Source organism: Nonlabens sp. Asnod2-A12 (genome assembly GCF_045063745.1).
In the GTDB taxonomy this organism is placed as follows: Bacteria; Bacteroidota; Bacteroidia; order Flavobacteriales; family Flavobacteriaceae; genus Nonlabens; species Nonlabens xylanidelens.
Genome location: NZ_JBEFOB010000003.1, coordinates 2,402,699 through 2,426,412, shown reverse-complemented (window position 1 = coordinate 2,426,412; position 23,714 = coordinate 2,402,699). Strand labels below are relative to the sequence as shown.

19 protein-coding genes and 1 tRNA gene are annotated in these 23,714 nt (G+C 35.6%); 6 read left to right on the top strand and 14 right to left on the bottom strand.

Translation table 11 applies throughout. From position 1 onward, the window contains the following. Positions 1-105: 105 nt before the first annotated feature. The 6 genes from accC to pdxA all read right to left on the bottom strand — a co-directional run bounded on the left by accC (position 106) and on the right by pdxA (position 5,062). Positions 106-1,452, bottom strand: coding sequence for an acetyl-CoA carboxylase biotin carboxylase subunit (gene accC, locus ACJJVJ_RS11115; RefSeq protein WP_104514044.1), 1,347 nt, complete (start codon positions 1,450-1,452; stop codon positions 106-108). Positions 1,453-1,545: 93 nt separating this feature from the next. Beyond that, positions 1,546-2,040, bottom strand: coding sequence for an acetyl-CoA carboxylase biotin carboxyl carrier protein (accB, locus tag ACJJVJ_RS11110; protein WP_405370306.1), 495 nt, complete (start codon positions 2,038-2,040; stop codon positions 1,546-1,548). A 21-nt stretch (positions 2,041-2,061) separates the two neighbouring features. Then, positions 2,062-3,057 (bottom strand): beta-ketoacyl-ACP synthase III, encoded by a 996-nt coding sequence (locus tag ACJJVJ_RS11105; RefSeq protein WP_104514046.1) that lies wholly within the window; start codon positions 3,055-3,057, stop codon positions 2,062-2,064. Positions 3,058-3,207: 150 nt separating this feature from the next. Then, positions 3,208-3,405, bottom strand: coding sequence for a 50S ribosomal protein L32 (gene rpmF / locus ACJJVJ_RS11100; protein WP_041495498.1), 198 nt, complete (start codon positions 3,403-3,405; stop codon positions 3,208-3,210). A gap of 2 nt (positions 3,406-3,407) precedes the next feature. Beyond that, positions 3,408-3,950, bottom strand: a complete 543-nt coding sequence (locus ACJJVJ_RS11095; protein ID WP_405370304.1) for a YceD family protein — start codon at positions 3,948-3,950, stop codon at positions 3,408-3,410. 62 nt (positions 3,951-4,012) lie between these two features. Further along, entirely contained in the window at positions 4,013-5,062 is a 1,050-nt protein-coding gene (pdxA, locus tag ACJJVJ_RS11090; protein WP_405370302.1) for a 4-hydroxythreonine-4-phosphate dehydrogenase PdxA, read from the bottom strand. A 59-nt stretch (positions 5,063-5,121) separates the two neighbouring features. Between pdxA and ACJJVJ_RS11085 the strand changes: the two genes are divergently transcribed. Beyond that, on the top strand, positions 5,122-5,706 hold the full coding sequence (locus tag ACJJVJ_RS11085) for a riboflavin synthase (protein ID WP_405370300.1): 585 nt from the start codon (positions 5,122-5,124) through the stop codon (positions 5,704-5,706). Here ACJJVJ_RS11085 and ACJJVJ_RS11080 read toward each other — a convergent pair. The 5 genes from ACJJVJ_RS11080 to ACJJVJ_RS11060 form a co-directional block, all read right to left on the bottom strand. Then, a complete protein-coding gene (locus ACJJVJ_RS11080; protein WP_405370298.1) occupies positions 5,703-5,867 on the bottom strand; it encodes a hypothetical protein in 165 nt (54 codons plus the stop codon). The genes ACJJVJ_RS11085 and ACJJVJ_RS11080 overlap by 4 nt on opposite strands. Positions 5,868-6,222: 355 nt before the next feature. After that, positions 6,223-7,848, bottom strand: coding sequence for a S8 family peptidase (locus ACJJVJ_RS11075; RefSeq protein WP_405370296.1), 1,626 nt, complete (start codon positions 7,846-7,848; stop codon positions 6,223-6,225). A 27-nt stretch (positions 7,849-7,875) separates the two neighbouring features. Beyond that, positions 7,876-8,730: an MBL fold metallo-hydrolase gene (locus tag ACJJVJ_RS11070; protein ID WP_405370294.1), complete on the bottom strand. Its 855-nt coding sequence runs from the start codon at positions 8,728-8,730 to the stop codon at positions 7,876-7,878. Positions 8,731-8,793: 63 nt separating this feature from the next. After that, positions 8,794-11,010, bottom strand: a complete 2,217-nt coding sequence (locus ACJJVJ_RS11065) for a SulP family inorganic anion transporter (RefSeq protein WP_405370293.1) — start codon at positions 11,008-11,010, stop codon at positions 8,794-8,796. Beyond that, the gene (locus tag ACJJVJ_RS11060; RefSeq protein ID WP_104514053.1) at positions 11,007-11,855 is read right to left on the bottom strand and encodes a universal stress protein; all 849 of its coding nucleotides are present in this window, start codon (positions 11,853-11,855) and stop codon (positions 11,007-11,009) included. The genes ACJJVJ_RS11065 and ACJJVJ_RS11060 overlap by 4 nt, the downstream gene beginning before the upstream one ends. A 122-nt stretch (positions 11,856-11,977) precedes the next feature. On the opposite strand from ACJJVJ_RS11060, the gene ACJJVJ_RS11055 reads away from it, so the two are divergent. Continuing rightward, a complete protein-coding gene (locus ACJJVJ_RS11055) occupies positions 11,978-13,834 on the top strand; it encodes a sodium:proton antiporter (protein ID WP_104514054.1) in 1,857 nt (618 codons plus the stop codon). A 98-nt stretch (positions 13,835-13,932) separates the two neighbouring features. Here ACJJVJ_RS11055 and lepA read toward each other — a convergent pair whose 3' ends face one another. Continuing rightward, positions 13,933-15,732: a translation elongation factor 4 gene (gene lepA / locus ACJJVJ_RS11050; RefSeq protein WP_104514055.1), complete on the bottom strand. Its 1,800-nt coding sequence runs from the start codon at positions 15,730-15,732 to the stop codon at positions 13,933-13,935. A 91-nt stretch (positions 15,733-15,823) separates the two neighbouring features. Between lepA and ACJJVJ_RS11045 the strand changes: the two genes are divergently transcribed. Then, positions 15,824-18,235, top strand: coding sequence for an outer membrane beta-barrel family protein (locus tag ACJJVJ_RS11045; protein ID WP_405370289.1), 2,412 nt, complete (start codon positions 15,824-15,826; stop codon positions 18,233-18,235). Between the two features lie 78 nt (positions 18,236-18,313). Here ACJJVJ_RS11045 and ACJJVJ_RS11040 read toward each other — a convergent pair whose 3' ends face one another. Then, positions 18,314-19,246, bottom strand: a complete 933-nt coding sequence (locus ACJJVJ_RS11040) for a DUF3078 domain-containing protein (protein ID WP_104514057.1) — start codon at positions 19,244-19,246, stop codon at positions 18,314-18,316. Positions 19,247-19,355: 109 nt separating this feature from the next. Next, on the bottom strand, positions 19,356-20,039 hold the full coding sequence (locus ACJJVJ_RS11035; RefSeq protein ID WP_405370287.1) for an SCO family protein: 684 nt from the start codon (positions 20,037-20,039) through the stop codon (positions 19,356-19,358). 84 nt (positions 20,040-20,123) lie between these two features. On the opposite strand from ACJJVJ_RS11035, the gene ACJJVJ_RS11030 reads away from it, so the two are divergent. The 3 genes from ACJJVJ_RS11030 (at position 20,124) to ACJJVJ_RS11020 (ending at position 23,695) form a co-directional block, all read left to right on the top strand. Further along, positions 20,124-22,070, top strand: a complete 1,947-nt coding sequence (locus ACJJVJ_RS11030; protein ID WP_405370285.1) for a M1 family aminopeptidase — start codon at positions 20,124-20,126, stop codon at positions 22,068-22,070. A 102-nt stretch (positions 22,071-22,172) separates the two neighbouring features. Continuing rightward, positions 22,173-23,513: an RIP metalloprotease RseP gene (rseP, locus tag ACJJVJ_RS11025; RefSeq protein WP_405370283.1), complete on the top strand. Its 1,341-nt coding sequence runs from the start codon at positions 22,173-22,175 to the stop codon at positions 23,511-23,513. Positions 23,514-23,621: 108 nt separating this feature from the next. Beyond that, positions 23,622-23,695: transfer RNA gene (locus ACJJVJ_RS11020), tRNA-Asn, on the top strand. Positions 23,696-23,714: the final 19 nt, after the last annotated feature.

Below are 23,714 nucleotides of genomic sequence, written 5' to 3'. Positions count from 1 at the left end.
ATTTTAAATAACTAATAATAGAACTGTATAAGATAGATTAATTCCATAAAAAAATCCCACCTAGTAGCACTAGATAGGATTTTTATAATATAATTTAAGTCTAACTTAAGCTTTAGGCTTCATTTCAAATGTATCCATGAAAGCTGTAGTATAATTACCTTCTACATAAGCCGGCTCATCCATAAGCTGTCTATGGAAAGGAATAGTAGTTTTAATTCCTTCTATAACAAACTCATCTAGAGCACGCTTCATTTTATCTATTGCTTCCTGACGTGTTCTTGCAGTTGTAATCAACTTTGCAATCATTGAGTCATAATTAGGTGGGATAGAATATCCAGCATATACATGCGTGTCTAATCTTACACCATGACCACCAGGCGCATGTAATGTTGTAATTTTTCCTGGAGATGGACGGAAATCGTGATAAGGATCTTCTGCATTTATTCTACACTCAATAGAGTGTAACGCAGGCTCATAATTCTTTCCTGAAATCTTAACACCAGCGGCAACAAGAATTTGCTCTCTAATAAGATCAAAGTCTATTACTTGTTCTGTAATAGGGTGCTCTACTTGGATACGAGTATTCATCTCCATAAAGTAGAAATTGCGGTGCTTATCAACTAGAAATTCAACAGTTCCTGCACCTTCATAAGCGATGTACTCAGCAGCTTTCACAGCCGCTTCACCCATTTCTTTACGTAATTTTTTAGTCATGAACGGAGAAGGCACCTCTTCAGTTAGTTTCTGGTGACGTCTTTGTACAGAACAATCACGCTCACTTAAGTGACATGCTTTTCCATAACTATCTCCTACGATTTGTATTTCAATATGGCGCGGCTCTTCAATAAGCTTTTCCATATACATATCATCATTACCAAAGGCAGCCTTAGACTCATAACGAGCACTATCCCATGCGTCTTGAAGATCTTCTTCTTTCCACACAGCACGCATACCTTTACCACCACCACCTGCAGTAGCTTTAAGCATTACAGGGTAACCGGTTTCTCTAGCTGTTTTTAAACAGTCAGCAAAATCTACCATGATTCCTTCAGAACCAGGTACACAAGGTACACCTGCAGCTTTCATAGTTTCTTTGGCAGTTGCTTTATCTCCCATTTTAGAGATCATGTCTGCACTAGCACCTATGAATTTAATTTGATGTTCATCACAAATGCGAGAAAAGTCTGCGTTTTCAGATAAAAATCCATAACCAGGATGGATTGCATCTGCATTTGTAATTTCTGCGGCACTTATAATGTTAGACATTTTTAAGTAAGACTCACTACTAGAAGGTGGTCCTATACACACAGCTTCGTCTGCAAATTTCACGTGAAGACTTTCTGCATCAGCAGTAGAATAAACAGCTACTGTTTTTATTCCCATCTCCTTACAAGTACGTATAACTCTTAGAGCTATTTCACCGCGATTTGCAATCAATATTTTTTTAAACATGATGTTTCTTTTTAGTTAAGGTATCGGTATATGGTTCGCTTTCGCGAAAGCGGAAGCAATACCAACACTAAGACATAAAAATCCTTCTTTTACTTAAGACGGATCTACTAAAAATAATGGCTGATCGAATTCTACCGGAGAAGAATCATCGATAAGCACTTTTACAATAGTACCTGAAACTTCACTTTCAATCTCGTTGAAAAGTTTCATTGCCTCAATGATACATAATGTATCACCTTCTTTAATACTATCTCCTACCTCAACAAATGCAGGCTTATCTGGAGATGCTTTTCTATAAAAAGTTCCAATAATAGGAGATTTTACAGTAATATACTTATCATTACTAGCAGCAGGAGCAGCCTCTGGTGCAGGTGCAGCAGGTGCCGCTGCAGGAGCAGCTTGTTGCATAGGTACTGCTTGTTGAGCAGGAGCCATTTGCATAGGAGCAGCTTGAGAAACGTAAGTTACATCACCAGTTTCACTACCAGTTCTAATGGTGATTTTAATATCATCCATTTCTAATTTTACCTCACTTGCTCCAGATTTTGCAACAAATTTGATTAAATTTTGTATTTCTTTAATGTCCATAAATTAGGGTGGTTATTAAGTTTAACTATCGTAAGCCCACGTTAAATATACAGAACCCCAAGTAAATCCACCACCAAAGGCAGCAAATACTAGTCGATCTCCTTTTTTTAACTGAGTTTCATAATCATTTAAGCATAAAGGTAATGTAGCACTGGTAGTATTTCCAAATTTATGAATATTTACCATAACCTTCTCTTCTGGAAGATCTACCCTTCTTGCTGTTGCATCTATAATGCGTTTATTTGCCTGGTGTGGTACTAACCAGTCTATATCTTCATTAGTTAATTTATTGCGTTTTACAATTTGTTCAGAAACATCGGCCATATTTGATACCGCGTGTTTAAAAACATTTTTACCATCTTGAAAAACGTAATGTTGTTTATTATCTACAGATTCATGAGAGGCAGGCATTAATGAACCACCTGCTTCTATCTTTAAAAAATTACGCCCTATACCGTCACTGCGTAGTATTTCATCTTCAAAACCATAACCTTCTGTATTAGGCTCAAAGAGAACCGCGCCACCTCCATCACCAAAAATGATACAAGTCGCGCGATCTTCATAATCTATAATAGAGGACATCTTATCTGCCCCAATAAGTAGAACTTTTTTATACCTACCAGATTCAATATAACTACTAGCAGTACTCATACCATAAAGAAAGCCAGAACAGGCCGCCATTAAATCATATGAGAATGCATTTACCGCACCTATTTCTGAAGCAACGTAAGCAGCCGTAGATGCCACTGGCATGTCTGGTGTTACCGTAGCAACGATTACTAAATCTATAGTAGTAGGATCTAATTTCTTTTTATCAATTAGATTTTTTGCTGCCATTATAGCAAGGTAAGAAGTACCCTTATCTTTATCTTTAAGAATGCGCCTCTCCTTAATCCCTGTACGAGAAGTGATCCATTCGTCGTTAGTATCGACTATAGTTTCTAAGATGGCGTTAGTAAGCCTATACTCTGGTGCGTAGGCTCCTACTGCTGTTATCGCCGCTTTGACTTTACTCATACTGGTGATTCTAGTGATTTAATTAGAGCTGCGAAAGCTACTAAAAAAGCTCTAGAAACCACAAAAAATGACACATTTTTAATAAAAACGTGTCATTTTTTATGATCTCATATTGAAAACCAAGGTTTTCTAAGAAATATATAATTGAGATTAAGCCTCAGCTACCTCAGTCTTGTCTATAAGTACATTACCGCGGTAATATAATTTACCTTCATGCCAGTGTGCTCTATGGTATAGGTGAGCTTCACCAGTTGTTGAATCTGTTGCAATTTGAGGAACAGTCGCTTTGTAGTGTGTTCTTCTTTTGTCTCTTCTCGTTTTCGAGATTTTTCTCTTAGGATGCGCCATGGCTATAAGTTATTATCCGTTTTTAATTTCTTTAATGCGTCCCATCTGGGATCTGTAATCTTTGTGTTATTCTCTTCTTCAGGATTTGAAACTCTTAATTCATCTAGTTTATCTAATACGTCTGATTCTAAAGAACCGTCTTCAACACCTGGATGAACTCTTCTATGCGGTATAGAAAGCACAAGCATTTCATACACATATTGCGCGATATTGAATTCATATTCTCCATGTGGTAGGATCAATAATTCTTCATTATCATCATTAAAAGCTTCTCCAAATTTGATGACTAGATCCATAGACGTATCTATGTCTAAATCAAAAGGCTCGTTAGTCACATCACAATTAACATTAACTGATCCAGTAGCTTCCAAAGAAAGTTCCATAATGGTGTTTTTCTTATCTAGCTGTGCATCAACAATAATTGATGAACTATTAAACTCTTCAAATCCAAAATTTTCAAAAAACGTATTATCGACCTCGAATTGAAACTGATGTTTCCCTTCTTTTAATCCAGCATAGGATATTATAAAAGCTTTGAGTTCCATAATCTTACTCTTTCAAAGAGCGGGCAAAGATAATAAAAGTTATTAAAAATCTAGTGTTAATATTATCTTCGTTTGCGAGAAAGTTTTTTTAATGGATTCTTATTAAGAATATCGTACTCTTTTCTCTTGCGATAAATTTCTATCGCGTAATTAATCGCAGCTATAAACGAATCAGGATTTGCCGCTCCTTTTCCAGCAATATCAAAGCCTGTCCCATGATCAGGACTTGTTCGTACATGACTGAGTCCAGCAGTAAAATTCACTCCACTACCGAAGGCAATAGTTTTAAAAGGAATTAACCCCTGGTCATGATAACTAGCTAAAATAGCGTCAAATTCTTTATATTTTTTATTCCCAAAAAAGGAATCTGCAGCATATGGGCCGAATATTATGTTCCCATCTTCTCTTAATTGTTCTAAAGCTGGAATTAAAGTATCTTGATCTTCTGTCCCTATAACACCATTATCTCCTACATGCGGATTGATACCTAAAACAGCTATTTTAGGTCTACTGATCCCAAAGTCTTTTTTCAAAGATTCTTTTATCGTACCTATTTTAGTTTTAATAACCTTAGCATTAATACTAGCAGGAACGTCTTTTACCGGCACATGATCTGTAAGTAAACCTACACGTAACTCATTTGAGACCATAAACATTAAGCTCTCGCCTTCTAACTCTTGATTCAAATAATCTGTATGACCTGGAAACTTAAACTTATCAGAATGTATAGACTCTTTATTTATAGGTGCAGTCACCAACACATCTATATCTTTATTCTTTAACGCTGCAGTAGCAGCCTCTAGACTTCTTACAGCAATTTCACCAGCTTCAGGACTTACCTCACCCCAGTTTACTTTAAACGGCTCCTTAATTAACCTAAACACATTAAGTTTACCTGGAACCACATCGTTCAAAGAAGTTATTCCATGAATTTTGACTTTAAGGTTAAACGTTTTAACGTAATAGGATAGTAATTTTGTACTAGCAAAAACGACTGGCGTAAACATCTCTAGCATTCTAGAATCTTCAAATGCCTTTAAAATAACCTCTCCACCTATTCCGTTAGGATCACCGATAGTGATTCCTACTTTGATATTCTCTTCCTTATTCATGTATTGCGCGCTTTAAGCCTTATTTTTGAAAGGATAAAAGTAAAGTTTTTTAATCAGTTATGTTTACAGGAATTATAGAGAGTGCTGCAAAAGTTATGCAGATAAGAAAAGAAAATACAAATTTACACCTCAGCTTGCGTTGTGATTTAACCACCGAGTTAAAAATAGATCAAAGCGTAGCGCATAATGGAGTGTGTCTCACAGTTGTAGCCATAGACGGCGATCAATATACCGTAACCGCTATAGAAGAAACCCTCAACAAGACAAATATAGGAGATCTAAAAGAAGGTGCTATAGTTAATATAGAACGTGCCATGAAGATGAATGCACGACTAGACGGACATATCGTACAAGGTCATGTAGATCAAACAGCTATTTGCACGCAAGCAGAAAACAAAGATGGCTCATGGATATTTAGCTTTGAATATGATCAAGAACTAAATAATGTAACTATTGAAAAAGGGAGTATTTGTATAAATGGAGTAAGCCTTACTGTCGTAGACTCTAAAACTAACAGCTTCTCTGTAGCTATTATCCCATATACTTATGAGCACACAGGTTTTAAAACCTTATCTCAAGGCGATAAAGTAAATCTAGAATTTGATGTGATAGGTAAATATGTAAAAAGATTAATGAATCTTTAAGCTACCTTTTTAAATTTAAAAACAGCTACATACCCAATTAGGACTACAGCAACCGTAAGCAATACCCATAAATTAGTATCTAAGGGTACGACATCTCCTACAGGGGTAGGAGCCATTTTTGTCTCAAACTCAGGTGGCGGCGGTGCTTGCTGAACAAGCATCAAAATAAAAATGTGAAACTTAACTAACATCATGTCGATTATTGTAGGGAATGCGAATGTAAATATTAAAATGAATTAGAACAAAAAAGAATCGTCATCTATACGTTATCTTTTTAATTTATGTATTTCATCGGTTTTTTTATTGATTATACCGTTAAAATAAATATAAACTATGCATTTGAACCTAACATATAGCATTAATTAAAATGTTTTCATGTTAATAACTTATTATATTAACATACTAATTAACGTATATAAAGCAGACTTTAGTTTACAGAGATTAAATTAAAATTTCAATAAAAAAAGCGAATATTCTTATGCTAAGAATATCCGCTTTTTATTTTCTTGAATCTAATTAAATCTTAGAAGCAAGTATAAGTGCATTATAAAGATTTACCATTTTACCAGAAACCGTAGTCTCTGCAAACGGTCTAGTATCTTCTGGATTACCACCTACTATTACTCTAGCGCTAGTTGTTAAACCACTATCCATAATAACATGCTTTACTTGTGACGCTGTTAATTTAGGATATTGTGACCTAATTACCGCTGCAACACCTGCAGTTGCCGGAGACGCCATAGAAGTACCACTTGCATTACGATATTCATTAAGTGGTGCAGTAGAATAAATAGCCGCACCTGGTGCAAACACATCTACAGTACTTTTTCCATAGTTAGAGAAACCAGCTAATAAACCAGAACCGTATTCAAAGTTTAAAGCTCCTACTGTTAAGAAATTATCAGATATTTCAGCACCTGCCATTACTTGATCTTGAGGATATACTTGTGTAAAATCAGTATCAGTACCTTCATTACCAGCTGCATTTACAAAAAGAACATCCTTAGTTTCTGCATACTTAATAGCATCCCAAACCCATTGTGCATTAGGAGAGTGGTATTTACCAAAACTACCGTTAATAACTTTCGCTCCATTATCTGCAGCATAACGTATTGCTTTTGCTATATCCTTGTCATACTCATCACCCATACTTACAGCTCTAAGTACCATGATCTCTACATTATTTGCAACACCATTAACACCTAAACCGTTATCACGCTCTGCAGCGATAATACCTGCGACATGCGTACCATGAAAAGCATCTGCTTTTTCTGGATCTGGACCAGAGTATTCATTATTACCATATACTGGTGTATCCCATACGTACTGATCATCATTAAGGATGTCTTTACGGTAGTTAATTTTTAATTTATCTCCGTTTAAAAGCGCGGTAAGACCACTTACTTCACCTTCTAATAAAGTTACAAGTTTAGAAAAGCTCTCATACTGAGGGAAAACTCTATTTGCAATAGCTTTTGCTTGCTCTAATTCTTGATCTTCACTAGTTGCAATTGCTTTTACATCTTCAAGAGTATATTCTTCTTTACCAGTTGCAGCAATTAATTTTGCATCAAAACCTTTTATAGCTGCGATTTGCTGCTCATAAAAAGCTTTTTCTTCTTTGGCATCATTTACTTTACCGTCATATTCTTTCTGTGCTTTTGCAACAACATCTGCAGGAAGCATAGCTTTATCTCTTACTATTCTCTCATATTCTAGATTTTCATCAACGATATCTCCTAAGAAATTCCATCCATGAACATCATCTATATAACCGTTGTTATCGTCATCCTTACCATTACCAGCGATCTCGTCTTTATTAGTCCAGATAACTCCATCTAGATCTTCATGCTCTACATCAATACCAGAATCAATAACAGCTACAATAACTGTCTCTCCTTTTTTACCTTTTAGGATTTCTGTATAAGCTTTATTCACACTCATCCCTGGAATGGTATCAGACACAAGGTCCATGTCTTTCCAGTTCTTTGCTTGTTCTTCAGTAAGTGCTTGTGTTTTTAAAGGCGTACTGTCTATATTACCTATAGCTGGAGATACTATTGCACCACCACTACCACAACTAGCTAGTAAACCAGCTGCTGCAACAGTTAAAAATGTAGATTTTAAAATTGAGTATTTCATTTTCTATTAATTATTGTTTGTTTAGTTTTAAAATAAGTCTTTGAAAGTAAAGGTTTGATCTAGCCTCACTCCTTTGTCTGTATGCTTTACAGTTATAATCTCGTTATATGGATCGTGTTCTAAAATAAGGTAATACCCCTTAGTTGCAGCTTCATTTAGAAATTTCTCTTTCTCACCTAGGGTCAATAATGGTCTTGTGTCATACCCCATTACATATGGTAATGGAATGTGTCCTACTGTAGGAAGCAAGTCTGCCATGTAAACAAATGTTTTACCATCTAGATGTATATGCGGAATCATCATCTTTTCTGTATGGCCGTCTACAAAAAGGATGTCAAAATCCATTTCATTTTGTTTCTCATAACTGCTGTTTTGAGAAATAAAATTAAGCTGTCCGTTTTCTTCTATGGGCTTGATGTTTTCTGTTAAAAAACTAGCTTTCTCACGGTCGTTAGGTTCTATTGCCCAGTTCCAGTGACTAGAGTTGGTGTGGCATACCGCTTTCGCGAAAGCGGGCTCAAAAAAATCTCCTTTACTACTCTTCTTAATTACACCACCACAATGGTCAAAGTGCAAGTGCGTCAGAAAAACGTCTGTAATGTCGTCGCGAGAGAATCCTTTTTCTTTTAGCGAACTATCTAGATCAAATTTATGATCCATATAATAATAGCCAAAAAACTTTTCTGACTGCTTATTACCCATTCCAGTATCTACCAAAGTAAGTCTATCTCCATTCTCAATAAGCAGGCATCGTGCCGCCATATCAATCATGTTATTAGAGTCTGCAGGGTTAGTGCGTGTCCATAGACTTTTAGGCACCACACCGAACATAGCACCACCATCTAACTTAAAATTACCAGATTCTATTGAGTGTATTTTCATAGTGCATGCAAAATACAAAATGTAGCACCATGCTTACAATGTCTTTAAGAATAAATAAGCATTTTAATAAGCGACTAGCGCTTCTTTAACCACGATTTTTCTAAGTCGGTTCCCAAAGTCGATCAATTTCTTTATTTCTTTAACCCCAGAAGTACGTTGTGTCCTGAAAATTAATAAGGAAACACCGTCAGATTCTACATGATAATATGAATTACATTCAAAGAACTTCACTAAATCGTCATTAAAATATTCCTGAACTTGATAAGGATTTTTCCCTATAAGGTAAAAGCGTTTTGTAAAATCAGAATGGTTATCAATAGGTATATCTTCATATCCTGCAATAGCATATAGACGCTCCATAAAACCTTCTCTATCCAGGGTAAATTCTGGAATAGCATGCTCTAGTTTAATGTGTAACATCGTAGTACGCACATCTTCTTTGGCTATAAATTCACCCTCAGAATAATGAATATCAAACAAGGAGAATGAACTGTCTTCATTGAACAGTCTATTGTATATTTTTTCAATCTTTTTAGTCTTGAAGTATCTAAAATTATCTAAAACCTCTGTATTTCCCTTTACATCGACCTCATACTCTAATGAATAGTCTTGGGCAATTTCTTTTAAAGTAGTCTGTCTTTTAGTAAGGTTACCTGTAATAAAAGGTATACCTGGTATAAGCCTGCGCAATGCAAATGGATGTTGTGAATCTGTACCATGTAAATCTAGCCCTATAATTTCTAGATGTCCACCTCGTTTATGAAACACATCTTGATAAGCACTTAGATTTTCCATTACTGTGTGATCGACAAATTCACATAACGATAAATCTACTACAACGTCTTCTGTCTCTGGAATGGCATTTAATTTTTCTTTAAGTCTGTAAAAGTTTAAAAAAGTACAGAAATGCTTGACATTAATATAATAATGCTGATCTCCTTTTTTCTCTTTAAACATCAACACATTAGGTTTGCGCCAGTTTTTTATAAAAAGCTCCAGATCCTTATTTAAAATTACATGGATAACAAAGGTCATTAACACACCTGCCAGAATTCCTGAAATTAACCCAATGAAAAGTGTTACTAATAATGTGGTGAAAAAGATTATAAGCTGCTCTTTTCCTATCTTAAAAATCTTTGCTACGTTACTAGGAGACGCCAGTTTATAACCTGTATACACAAGAATGGCCATTAAAGCTGGCAACGGTATGCGTGTTAATTGCGTACTGAATAAAAGAATAAAAACAACTAGAAAAGTAGCGTGAGCAAAGTTAGAAGATCGATTGCTACCACCATTATTCACATTTACAGAACTTCTTGCTATTACAGTAACGACATTGAGACCTCCTAAAAAACCACTACCTATAGTTGCAAGACCCAGTGCTTTAAGATCTCTATTTACGTTAGACCTTCTTTTTTCTGGATCTAACTGGTCTACTGCCTTAATACTTAACAAAGACTCTATACTAGCTATTAATGTAATCGCAAGAACACTACCCCAGAAACCTATGGAGTTAACAAGATTAAAATTAGGAGTAGGTATGTCAGACACAATCTGGCTGCCTGTAGGAATATTTGAGATCATGTATCTAGGATCTACTGGATGCGGCTGTTGTAATACTAATTCATAGAAGTAACTAACTCCTATAGATATCAAAACTATCCACATAGGCGCTGGGACTAAGTGAAAGTATTTATTTCTAATTTTAGGATAAAACACCATAATAGCAAGTGCTATAACCCCAGATATCGCGGCATAAGTAAAGCCCGAATGGTTATAAGAAAAGACTCCTATTATAGTAGACGGTATAGCAAGTAGGTAATCTATACTACCTGGTAACTTCATCTCATTACCCATCATGATATGAAATTGCTTCCCTAAAATAATAAGTCCTATTGCAGCCAGCATTCCCTGAATAGCACTAGATGGAAAAAAGTCTGCTAGTTTTCCCATTCTTAAAAAGCCCAGTATGGTTAACAACACGCCAGAACATATAATAGCAGCATAGGTACCATTTAAACCTAATGTCGCAACCGCGACTAATATAACACCCACTAGCCCATTACCAGGACCAGAGATAGTGACATTACTACCACCTAGAATAGAGACTAAAACTCCACCTACCACAGCAGCAATAACACCGGCAATAGGTGGTGCCTCACTAGCCATAGCCAGACCTAGCCCTAATGGTAGCGCGATAAGACTAACCACAAAACCACTAAAAATATTTTTGGGTAATGCTTTAAAAAACCCTTTGATGTCTGTTTTCTTCTTCGTCATCTTACTATAAGTACATCAGTAGGCAGTTCATTTAAAATATGCTCTAGATCATGCGGGAAAAACCGATCTAAAAAACTAGACTTTTTAGGCGCGTTCATGACCAGTAAATCTGCTCTTACTATTTGAGCATAATGACCTATAGAATAACCACGCTGTCCAAAGATAGGTTGCGTACTTACCTGAATATCTTTCTTTTCTTCGCTAGGTATATGGTTCAATATACCTTGAACACGTAATTCTTCTTGTCGTTTAAGTTTCTCTTTGAGCAAGTTTGCTTTACGTAAACTTTGATCGTCGTCAATTTTTATAGAAACCTTTTCTTGTTCTATCTCTTCCACAATGGTCAGTTGATTGCTTCCTAAACTATGTGCAACATAAAAAGCAGTTTCTATGGTATGCTCTGTGTGCGCATCCTTGAGACCATTTACCACCATGTGTTTGCATGGTTTTCTTATCACACTAGGATTAGTCATCATTAAAACAGAACATGTCGCTTTTCTAGTAAGTTTACGTGCAATAGAGCCTAAATAAAACTTGACAAATTTTTCTTGCTTTAATGCTCCCAGAAGTAACAAATCTATTTTATGCTCCTTAACGGTTTCTAAAATAACCTCTACAGGGTCGCCCTCGTTAAAGATAATTTCATAAGATAATTGTGACTGTCCACAATTACCTATGTATTGATCTATAGTTCTTATTTTTTCATCACTTCTCTGCCCCACATGAATTAAAGACAGCTTTGCACCGAACATGCAACTTAATCTTGCAGCCTCGCTTACGTTTGCTTCTAGTGTAGGGGAAAAAGCGATTCCTATCGCTATATTTTTAAATGAGGTGTAACTCAATGCCTATTATTTGTTAAAAAAACATAAATATAGGCTTAATTATTACTTATTTCGCTTTCGCGAAAGCGTAACCACTATAAAACTGATAAAAAAGGTTGTAATTTTCCTGAAAATTTAAAAATATGCTAGAACTAGCAGGAATTATTATACTTGGAATACTTGCACAGTGGATGGCATGGAGATTAAAAATCCCTGCTATATTACCGTTAATCATCATAGGTCTACTCGTAGGACCTATAGCGTCGCTTTACACTGCAGACGCTTCAAAAATTATCGAACCTATGTGGAATGGGGAAAATGGCCTATTCCCTGGTGACAGTTTATTTTACTTTGTGTCACTGGCTATAAGTATCATTCTTTTTGAGGGTGGATTAACTTTAAAGAGAGATGAAATTCTTAACACCGGACCTGTTATCGGTAAATTAATATCAGTTGCTGTTATCATTACATTTGTAGGTGGTGGAGTTGCTGCACATTATATATTTGGTCTTACATGGAAGATTTCTTTGCTATTCTCTGCATTGATAATCGTTACAGGGCCTACGGTTATCACACCTATATTACGTAACATACCTTTAAAAAAAGATGTGAGTTCCATCCTTAAATGGGAAGGTATTCTTATTGACCCTATAGGTGCATTATTTGCCGTATTGGTATTTGAATTCATAAGTGCTGGTGCAGGCGGAGAGTTTACACTAGTGGCTTTAGAAGAATTTGGTAAAATCGTATTGTTCGGTTTTTCTTTTGGTTTTTCTTTTGCCCATGCTCTTGCTTTTTCTATTAAGAAAAAACTTATACCACATTATTTATTGAATGTTTTTACACTGGCAGCCGTTTTAGGAGTCTTTGTATTGAGCGACAGTTTTGCTCATGAATCTGGATTATTATCTGTAGTGGTAATGGGAATGGTTTTAGGAAACATCAACTTACCTAACATTAAAGAACTTCTTTATTTTAAAGAGTCTCTAAGTGTTCTTTTAATCTCTATCCTATTTATATTACTGGCTGCAAACATAAATATGGAAGATCTTTATCTTATCTACAGATGGGAAACTCTCGTATTATTTGCAATCATGGCATTTATCATACGACCACTAGGGGTTTTTGCTAGCTCAATAAATAGTGGACTTAAATTAAATGAAAAATTATTTATTTCTTGGGTAGGACCTCGTGGTATCGTTGCCGCAGGTATCGCATCACTTTTTGGTTCTAAGCTAGTCTCTCAAGGAATACCTGGTGCAGAATACATTACTCCTCTAGTATTCATGATCGTGTTAGGAACCGTATTACTTAATGCTACTACAGCTAGAATGTTTGCAAAAATAGTAGGCGTTTTCCTTAAACAATCTAATGGTATCATGATAGTAGGTGCCTCTAAATTCTCTAGAGTCATTGCAAAATACCTTAAGGAACATGGCCGCAGTGTCGTTTTAGTAGATACTAATGCAAACAATATACGCATCGCCAAAGAAAGCGGACTGGATGCTGTTACAGCAGACATTTACTCTGACTCCATATCAGACGATATTGAATTTAACAATATAGGCTTTTTACTAGCACTGACTGGCAATTCTCAAATTAACGATTATGCTATCGAGCGATTTGAAAAACGTTTTGGAGAAAATGGAGCGTATAGACTGGTACATTCTAACGAGATTAACAATCCTAATAAGAACCCAGTCACTGGTTTATTTTCTGCTACAGATGACTATGTAAACATGATGGAGGTTACACGTCACCACGGTAAAATTCATGAGATAACTATTAAGTCTCAGGAACATTTTGAAGGTCTTATAGAGATTACAAAAACTGACGAAGACATCGTACCTCTATTTATACGTCACGATAACGCCATAGACATCGTACCATCAATGTCAGGTAAAATGGAAATAGAAGAAGGCAGTATTCTTGCTTATATAGGTAAAGAGATAGTAGAGCAAGCCTCTGGAGAAGTAACTATGGAAGAAGAGCAAGATTAATTTCTCTTCTTCTTACATAAAGCAAAAACCCTCATCATAACTGATGAGGGTTTTTTATTTGTGCCCACTTTTATAAAGCAGGACTAAAATCTTACTAGTTAATCATTTAATTTAAGAACAGCCATAAACGCTTGCTGTGGTATCTCTACATTTCCTACCTGACGCATACGTTTCTTACCTTTCTTTTGCTTTTCAAGAAGCTTACGTTTACGAGAGATATCACCACCATAACATTTTGCAGTTACATCTTTACGCAATGCTTTAATCGTTTCACGAGCAATGATTTTTGCACCGATAGCTGCTTGTACAGGAATATCAAATTGTTGACGTGGTATTAACTCACGTAATTTTTCTACCATTTTCTTACCTATGGTATATGCATTATCAAAGTGAATTAAGGCACTTAAGGCATCTACTGTCTGTGCATTTAATAAAATATCTACACGTACTAATTTAGATTCACGCATTCCTAAAGGAGCATAATCAAATGATGCATAACCCTTAGAAACAGTCTTAAGTCTGTCATAGAAATCAAAAACAATCTCTGCTAGTGGCATGTCAAAAGTCATTTCTACACGCTCTGTAGTAAGGTAAGTTTGATTAGTTACCACACCACGTTTTTCTATACAAAGTGACATTACATTACCTACAAAATCAGATTTTGTAATAATAGTTGCTTTTATATAAGGCTCTTCTACTCTATTAAGACTAGAAGGCTCTGGTAAGTCAGAAGGGTTGTTTACAATAAGAATCTCGTCTGGATTCTTATGAGTATATGCGTGGTAAGAAACGTTAGGCACTGTAGTAATTACCGTCATGTCGAACTCGCGTTCTAGACGTTCTTGAATAATCTCTAAGTGTAACATTCCTAAGAACCCACAACGGAAACCAAAACCTAATGCCGCACTACTCTCTGCCTGAAATACTAATGAAGCATCATTCAGTTGTAGTTTTTCCATACTAGAACGCAAGTCTTCATAATCCTCCGTATCAACAGGGTAAATACCTGCAAATACCATAGGCTTTACATCTTCAAAACCGCCTATAGGGTTTGTAGTAGGTTTAGCATGATCTGTGATCGTGTCACCTACTTTTACTTCTTTGGCTTCTTTAATACCTGTAATTAGATACCCAACATCACCAGCTTTTATTTCTTTTTTAGGAACTTGATTTAGTTTCAAGGTTCCTATTTCATCTGCATAATAACTCTCGCCAGTGGCTACAAATTTAATATGTTGCCCTTTTTTAATAGAACCGTTTATAACTCTAAAAATAGTCTCCACCCCACGGAACTGATTGTACTGTGAGTCAAAAACAAGTGCCTGTAATGGCTCATCAGGATCTCCAACAGGTGCAGGGACTCTTTCTATAATAGCATCTAAAATATCTTGAATACCTAATCCTGTTTTTGCACTAGCCGGTATCACCTCACTAGGATCACAACCTAAAAGATCTACGATATCATCTGTAACCTCTTCTGGATTTGCACTAGGAAGATCTACTTTATTTAAAACAGGTATAATTTCTAAATCATTTTCTAGTGCTAGATAAAGATTAGAAATAGTTTGTGCTTGTATACTTTGTGCTGCATCTACTATTAACAACGCTCCTTCACAGGCAGCGATAGAACGAGACACTTCATAAGAAAAGTCTACGTGACCAGGCGTGTCTATTAGGTTAAGGATGTACTGCTCACCGTCTGGCGCCGTATAATCCATTTGTATAGCATGTGATTTAATAGTTATCCCACGCTCACGCTCTAGATCCATATTATCTAACAGTTGCGCCTGAGATTCTCTCTTAGTAACTGTTTGTGTAGCATCTAAAAGCCTGTCTGCCAGTGTACTTTTACCGTGATCAATATGTGCGATGATACAAAAATTACGTATATTCTTCATAGTCCTTTACAATAGGGTGCAAATATAATCTAAAAGATGTCCTTAAGTTTTCTTGATCTTTGGTATTTTAGCTAACCATTAACCGCTCAAAATGAAATACCTACCTTTTCTCACCTTTCTTATAGTACTTAGTACGACTGCACAAACTAATCTTACAGGTACTGTAAACAGTACAAATAAAACAGGAATACCTTATGCAACTGTAGTTACATTTAAAATGCCTGACAGTGTTTTTCATAAAGCCACCTCGGCAAATGAAAAAGGAGTTTTTAAATTTAATAATTTTGAACAAGGCACTTATACATTTCAGTTTTCTTCAGTTGGATATATACCGCTTTCGCGAAAGCTAAACATTACAACTAATGAATCGTTAGGAGAATTTATCTTAGAAGAAGACACAGCACAGCTAGACGCAGTAGTATTAACAGCTGCAAAACCTACCATCGATAAAAAAGCAGACCGACTGGTTTTTAATGTTGAGAACACCATTTTAAGCGTTGGTAATACTCAAAACCTTTTAAAAAAGACACCTGGTATATTTGAGATGGAAGGAACTTACATGGTTCAAAACTCTCCTGCTGTAATTTATATTAACAACAAGCGTGTGTATTTAACTAATGAAGAGCTAGATGCATTATTACGTGGTTATAGTGCTGATAACATCAAGAGTGTAGAGGTTATCACAAATCCGCCTGCTAGTTATGATGCAGAAGGTGTTGCCGTCATTAATATCAACACCTCAAAAGGTATCTCTCTAGGCTATAAAGGAAACGTAAGTGGAAAATGGACTCAAGGTACTTTTACTAAATACCAGATAGGAACCTCTCACTTCTATAAGAATAACTGGTTAAATGTTTATGCTAACTACAACTACAACCCTAGGAAGGATTTTAAATTTGACGACTCACAAATAGGTTTCTTTAATCCTGATGGAAGTAGGTCTGAAAGACGTTTTACTGAGTTAGAAAAAATAGAACGCAGTGCCTCTCATAATTTTAATACGATCGTAGACATAACAGTAAATGAAAAAAATTCATTGAGCTTTTCTGGTAATTACAGCAGTAATGAAAATAATGATGCCAGTTATCAAAATGAAACTTTTATCTTACAAGAAGGCGCCACTACTTTTTCTGGCTTTAATACCGATTCTGATTTTGAGAAAAACAGAACTAACGGTTTTGTAAATGCACAATGGCAACATGTTCTTAATGATAAAGGTGCAACATTAAACCTAGAAGGTAATTACATCTTTACCGATAGTGATCAGGTACAAAACCTTACTTCGACTTTCTTTGATACTAGCCAGACTACTACAGGTACTAATAGTTTTTTAACAGATGCTTTTCAAGAAATAGATATCTACACCGCAAAATTAGATTACAACACGAGTATAGGTAACTACCAGTTAAGTTCAGGACTTAAATTTTCTAATGTAACATCTACAAGTTCACAGAACTTTTTTGACACTGATAGTGGCAGTACACTTAACCCAGCCTTCTCTGATTTGTTTTTATATGACGAGAGCATTTATGCTGCATATGCACAAATAGAGCGTAATTGGGAGAAATGGTCTATTGCAGCTGGATTGCGTGCAGAACAGACAGACGTAGAAGGCGATTCTCAATCTCTAGGACAGGTTAACACACAGGAATACCTAGAGTTTTTCCCTAATCTAGCTATAACTAATCAGGCAAATGAGAATAACTCCTATACCCTAAGTTATAAAAGAACCATAGACAGACCTAGATATGCTGACTTAAATCCTTTTAGCTCTTTTATAAATGACTTTAACTTCAGCACAGGAAACCCAAATCTACAGCCTGCTTTTAATAATAAATATACTTTAAGCTGGAATCATAAAAACACGTGGTTTGTAGATGCTTATTTTCTATACACAAAAGATGTGCTGAGTGAGGTGCCTTTTCAAAATAACAGTAATAACCAGTTAAACTCGCAAAGCATAAATCTAAATTATGAATTGCAGTATAGTATAGATGCAGCAACCTATAGATACATAAATGACAGCTGGTATACAGGACTAAGCAGTAGCTTGTTCTATATGGAAAATGAAACTAGAGCAGTACAATCTGGAAATGTGGATGTGAAAACGTCTACCACAGGTTTATATTTAAGTTCTTTTAATAGAATCAATCTAGCAGATAATAGAACTTTATCCATGGACATAGAAGCGTCTTATATCTCCAGTCTTCTATTCGGTACCTATGAATGGGGTGGCTCATTCCCGACTAGCATCAGTTTTAATAAAAGTTTATGGAATAGAAGAGCGCAATTAACTCTTGCAGTTAACGACATCTTTAAAACCCAAAATCAAAGACTTACTACACGTTATTTAAACCAAGACAATTATTACCTAGCACTACCAGAAACTAGAACCATAAGCGTGGGCTTCACTTATAACTTTGGTAACTTTAGACTAGAAAATAATGAAATAACGACTCCAGAAGAACAGAATCGTACAACTAAAAAAGAAGTAGGTTTATAAATAACTATAAATCCTATTCAAAATAAAAAAGGCTTTCCAGAAATGGAAAGCCTTTTTAAGTAAATGAAATATATTGTTTTAGAACTTGTAGTTAAGACCTACTAAGTAGTAAGACTGTAACTTGTTATCTACTGTATCAAAATCTAATGGAGTAGCACCTACCGCTAGGTTATCGTTAGCAAAGTTTAAAGCTTCTTGCTTATTACCTCTTAATCCAAATTCAAAACCTACACCTATGTTTTTCCATAATGTGTAACCGAATGAGTTGATCCAAGTATAATTAGAAAGGTCGCTGTCTTCATAGCTATAGAAAGCAGATAAATTAGATTTAAAACTTACTTTACCAATACTACGAGTATAATCTGCAACTACTTTTGCACCTAGAGAAGATTCAAAAACTGCGTCATTCTTAGCAAACACAAAGTTGTAGTTTAATGGGTGTACCACTACTACAAGATTATCTGTAGGAGTCCATGTTGCACCTACACCTACGTCTAGGTAACCTGGGTCATTAAAGTTACTTAAGATAGTAGTACGGTATTCAGCTAGTGTTGATACAGCAATTTTCTCAGTTAATTTATAACCATAAAGAGAAGAGATGTTAAAAACATCTGTTGCCTCTTGGAAACTATCATCATCAGTAGGATCATCTTTATCGTCAAATTTTACCCAACCTAGGTTGATGTTTAATGAATTTCTCCAGAAGTATTTAGGTTGCTTTAAGTTTGCAAATGCGTTTGCAGTAAGACCTATATTTCCAGCAGATACGTTTGCACTACCTTGAGAGTACCAGTTATCAAAACTAGATAGGTTAACACCCAAAGTACCAAAAGCACCTTTTTTCCATCCTGGAAGAGCATCTATTTTTCCTTGAATAGCATTTACTCTAGATTGAATTTGAGCAATTGAATCTTGTTTTACCTTTTTCAATGCCTTTAATTCGGCCTCAGTTTGGGCAATTGCAGTGCTCACTGTAAATAAAAGCACTAGAGATAATAATATTTTTTTCATAGTAACTATTGTTATAATTACTGCAAAAATAGCAATACCCTAACCTAATCACTTAAAACATCTTTGTAGGAAAACTAAAAATACGATTAAACGCACTTTTTAAAGATAATTAACGATCTTTAACATACGTACTTTTTAAAATATAGATGTCTTCAATAAGTTTTAATACATCTTCTTCACTCGTACCGTCATAAGAGCGACCTCTTAATCTACCTTCTTTATCTATTAGAAGAAAGTTCTCTGTATGGATAAGCGCATAGTCACCACCGTATTTATTCTCCTTGGCAGCCAGGTAAGATTTACGAGCTAGATTATAAATTTGCTTGCGATCACCAGTAACGAGATTCCATTTAGAATCCATAACTCCTTTTTTAACAGCATACTTTTTAAGAACCTCTACACTGTCTATTTCTGGAGTTACACTGTGAGAAAGAATCATCACATCAGGATCGTTCTTAAATTCTTCTTGTACTAGCGTCATGTTCTTAGTCATCACAGGACAAATAGTAGGACAGGTAGTAAAGAAAAAATCTGCTACATAAATTTTATTATCATAATCCTTATCTGTAATGGTATCACCATTCTGATTCACTAATTGAAAAGGAGCTATCTTGTGATACTTCTTTACAAAAAGCATAGAATCATCTACCAGAGTAGGATCAAATTTATCTGGCTGTAATATAGGTAAGGTCTTATCTGGTGTTAAGGCGTATTGAAAAGAGGCCATTATTCCACCACATAAAATAGCCATAAATAAGATGCGCCATTTATTTTTACTAAGAAATTGAAGCATTTGTGATACTTTTTTACAAAATTACAACCTAATAATCCTATTGATGACTGTTTAACAACTTTCCTTACTAGAAATTCCAACTTGATGAAGAATTTTAAAATAATGTATTTGATCGTTTTAGTTCTCGCTTTCGCGAAAGCGGAACAGTCACAAGCACAAATCACTACATCTCAAGAAGGCGTAGATGCTTGTCTTTTAAAATCTACATTATTTAACTCAGGAAATAGGGTAGTAAATGGACTTACCGCAAATTACGATCTTAAATATGTACGACTAGAACTAGACGTAGATCCAGATGTTGCTGTAATTTCTGGTACAGTAACGTCACATTTTACTGCGGTAGGTGATATGGATCAGGTCGTTTTTGATCTAGCGTCTAATATGGTTGTAAGTCAGGTAACTCAACGAGGTACTGCGCTTAATTTTATAAATAATGGCAATGATGAACTAGTAATTGATCTTCCTGCGATTCAAAACAACAGTGTTTTAGATAGTCTAAGTGTTACTTACAGCGGCAATCCTATAGCAAGCGGTTTCGGTAGTTTTGCACAGACTACGCATAATAACGCCGGTATTATATGGACACTTTCTGAGCCTTATGGAGCAAAAGCATGGTGGCCATGTAAGCAAGATCTTAATGATAAAATAGACCAGACAGATGTAATTTTAAATGTACCGACCGGCAACACTGGTATTTCTAATGGTCTTATGACTTCAGAAAATATAACGCCTACAGGTAAAACTTTTAAATGGCAACACAATCACCCTATACCTGCCTATTTAATAGCTATCGCAGTAACAAATTATTCTAAATATACCGAGATGGTAGGCAGCGGTGCAACGGCTTTTCCTATAGATAACTATGTGTATCCAGAAAATCTAGTCAGCGCACAATCGAGCACCGCAGTGACGGTTCCTATTATGAACTTTTTTGAAAACACCTTTGGTCCTTACCCTTTTAGAGATGAAAAATATGGGCATGCACAATTCGGTTGGGGTGGTGGTATGGAGCATACGACTATTAGTTTTATGGGTAACTTTAGTCGTGGTTTAATCGCTCACGAACTAGCCCACCAGTGGTTTGGTAATAAAGTAACCTGTGGCAGCTGGCAAGACATATGGCTCAATGAAAGTTTTGCCACTTACTCTACAGGAATGACGGTAGAGCATCTAGATGGTAACGACGCGTTTAAATCATGGCGCGTTAATGCAAACAATAGAGCAACTACAGACTTGGACGGCAGTGTTTATGTGCCAGCGACAGATACCTTAAGTGTAGGCCGTGTTTTTAATGGTAACTTATCTTATAATAAAGGCGGTATGGTTTTACACATGCTACGCAAAAAATTAGGTGATGCTGATTTTGAACAAACACTCCAAAATTATCTTAACGACACGCAACTCGCTTACAACTATGCCAAAACCCCACAATTTAAATCAATAGCAGAAACAACTAGTGGACAAAATCTAGACGAATTTTTCAACGATTGGATTTATGGCGAGGGCTACCCACAGCACAACATAAACTGGATAGATATACCGAATGGTATCTCTATAAATTACATTCAAACACCTACTCATCCTTCCGTAAGTCTATTTGAAATGCAGTTGCCTATTAAAATAATAGGTGCCGCCGGAGAAGTACAATGGGACACCATTCTGGTCAATAGTCTGACTCAAAATAAGAGAATACGCGTACCATTTGTGGTTAGTTCTATAGAAATAGATCCAGATGTTGATACCATAAGTAAGAACAATACTGCTACACTAGGTTTAGATACCGCTTTCGCGAAAGCGGAATACCAACTCTACCCCAACCCAACTTCTTCCACCTTTCAAATTATAGGCATTCAAGAAGATTTTACAGCCCTTAAAATCTATGATCTACATGGAAGAATGATTATCGATTATAAAAAACAGCTGCTTAATAATCCTTCTCTCACTTTTAAAGCGCCACAAAACAGTGGGATATATTTTCTAAATCTAACTACAGAAAGAGGTACAACCATAGAGAAACTACTTGTACGCTAAATCTATAACTGCATTATGTGGACTGTTATGAATGACCTATTTTTGCTGGTCTAAAATTAAAATTATATGCACCCTACGGTTGTTCTTATTATAAACTTTTTAATGAGTCTTTCCCTTCTTATCGTTTTACACGAGTTGGGACACTTTATACCTGCTAGACTATTTAAAACACGAGTAGAAAAATTTTACTTATTCTTTGACATCAAATATTCTCTATTTAAAAAGAAAATAGGAGAAACTGTTTATGGGATAGGCTGGTTACCTCTAGGTGGTTATGTGAAAATATCAGGAATGATAGATGAAAGCATGGACAAGGAGCAAATGGCTCAGGAGCCTAAAGAGTGGGAATTTAGATCTAAGCCAGCATGGCAACGATTAATTATCATGTTAGGTGGTGTATTTGTAAATGTGGTAGTTGGTTTTGTTATATACATCTGTTTAATAGCTTTTAACGGTACAAATGAAGCGCAAGGTGAAGATTATAAATACGGTTTTGGTTTTCCAGAAACACTAGAAGATATAGGTTTTAAACAAGGTGATAAAGTACTTCTTGCAGACAATGACACTATAGAATATGCTCCATCATTTAACCATATGCTTATTTTTAGAGACATCTCTACCGTTACTGTAATAAGAGATGGTAAAAAAGTAGATGTTACTATTCCTGAAGATATAGGTAGCAGGATGTTTCAAGCAGGAGTCCCTAGTTCTTTAGAAGCGAGATACCCATTTAAAGTAGGTGAAGTTGCTGCAGGCACAAAAGCAGATAGTATAGGTATAAAAACTGGAGCAACGATTAAATCTGTTGCTGGATTCCCTATCAATTATAACACAGATTATACCTATGCAATAAACCACAAAGTAAAGAATCATGAACCTTTTCATGTAGTATGGGAATATGAAGGTAAAACTTATGACAAAGAAGTAGTCTTCACAACTAAAGAAGTTAAGAGCTTTATCTTTTTTACCAAAACTGTTGAAGAACCTAAAATTCTAGGATTCACTAAACCTTCTACAGACAAGGACTATGCATCTGTAACAAGAAAGAAGTATTCATTCAGTGAAAGTATTTCTGCTGGTATTTCAAAAGGTTACATGACCATGCACGATTACGTTGTGCAGTTTAAATATGTTTTCACTAAAAAAGGAGCGAGCCAGCTAGGTGGTTTTGGAACTATTGCAAAATTATATCCGGACACATTTGATTGGTCGGCTTTTTGGGGCACGACAGCGTTTATATCTTTTATTCTCGCTATCATGAACATACTACCTATTCCAGCTTTAGACGGTGGTCACGTGATGTTTTTACTGTATGAAATTATCACTGGACGCAAGCCTGGAGACAAGTTTTTAGAAAAAGCGCAAATTATAGGTATCGTTATTTTACTTTCTTTAATGCTCTATGCAAATGGAAATGACCTCTTTAAGGCACTGTTTGGATAAAAGTTTTAAAAAATATCAAATTTTTTAGTTTAAAAGTTTGTCAAATATAAAAAACATACTAAATTTGCCATCGCTTAAGCAAATAGCTTGAGTTTGTGTATATCACAGTCCTCCTTAGCTCAGTTGGTTAGAGCATCTGACTGTTAATCAGAGGGTCCTTGGTTCGAGCCCAAGAGGAGGAGCAAAAATCCCAATCAGCAA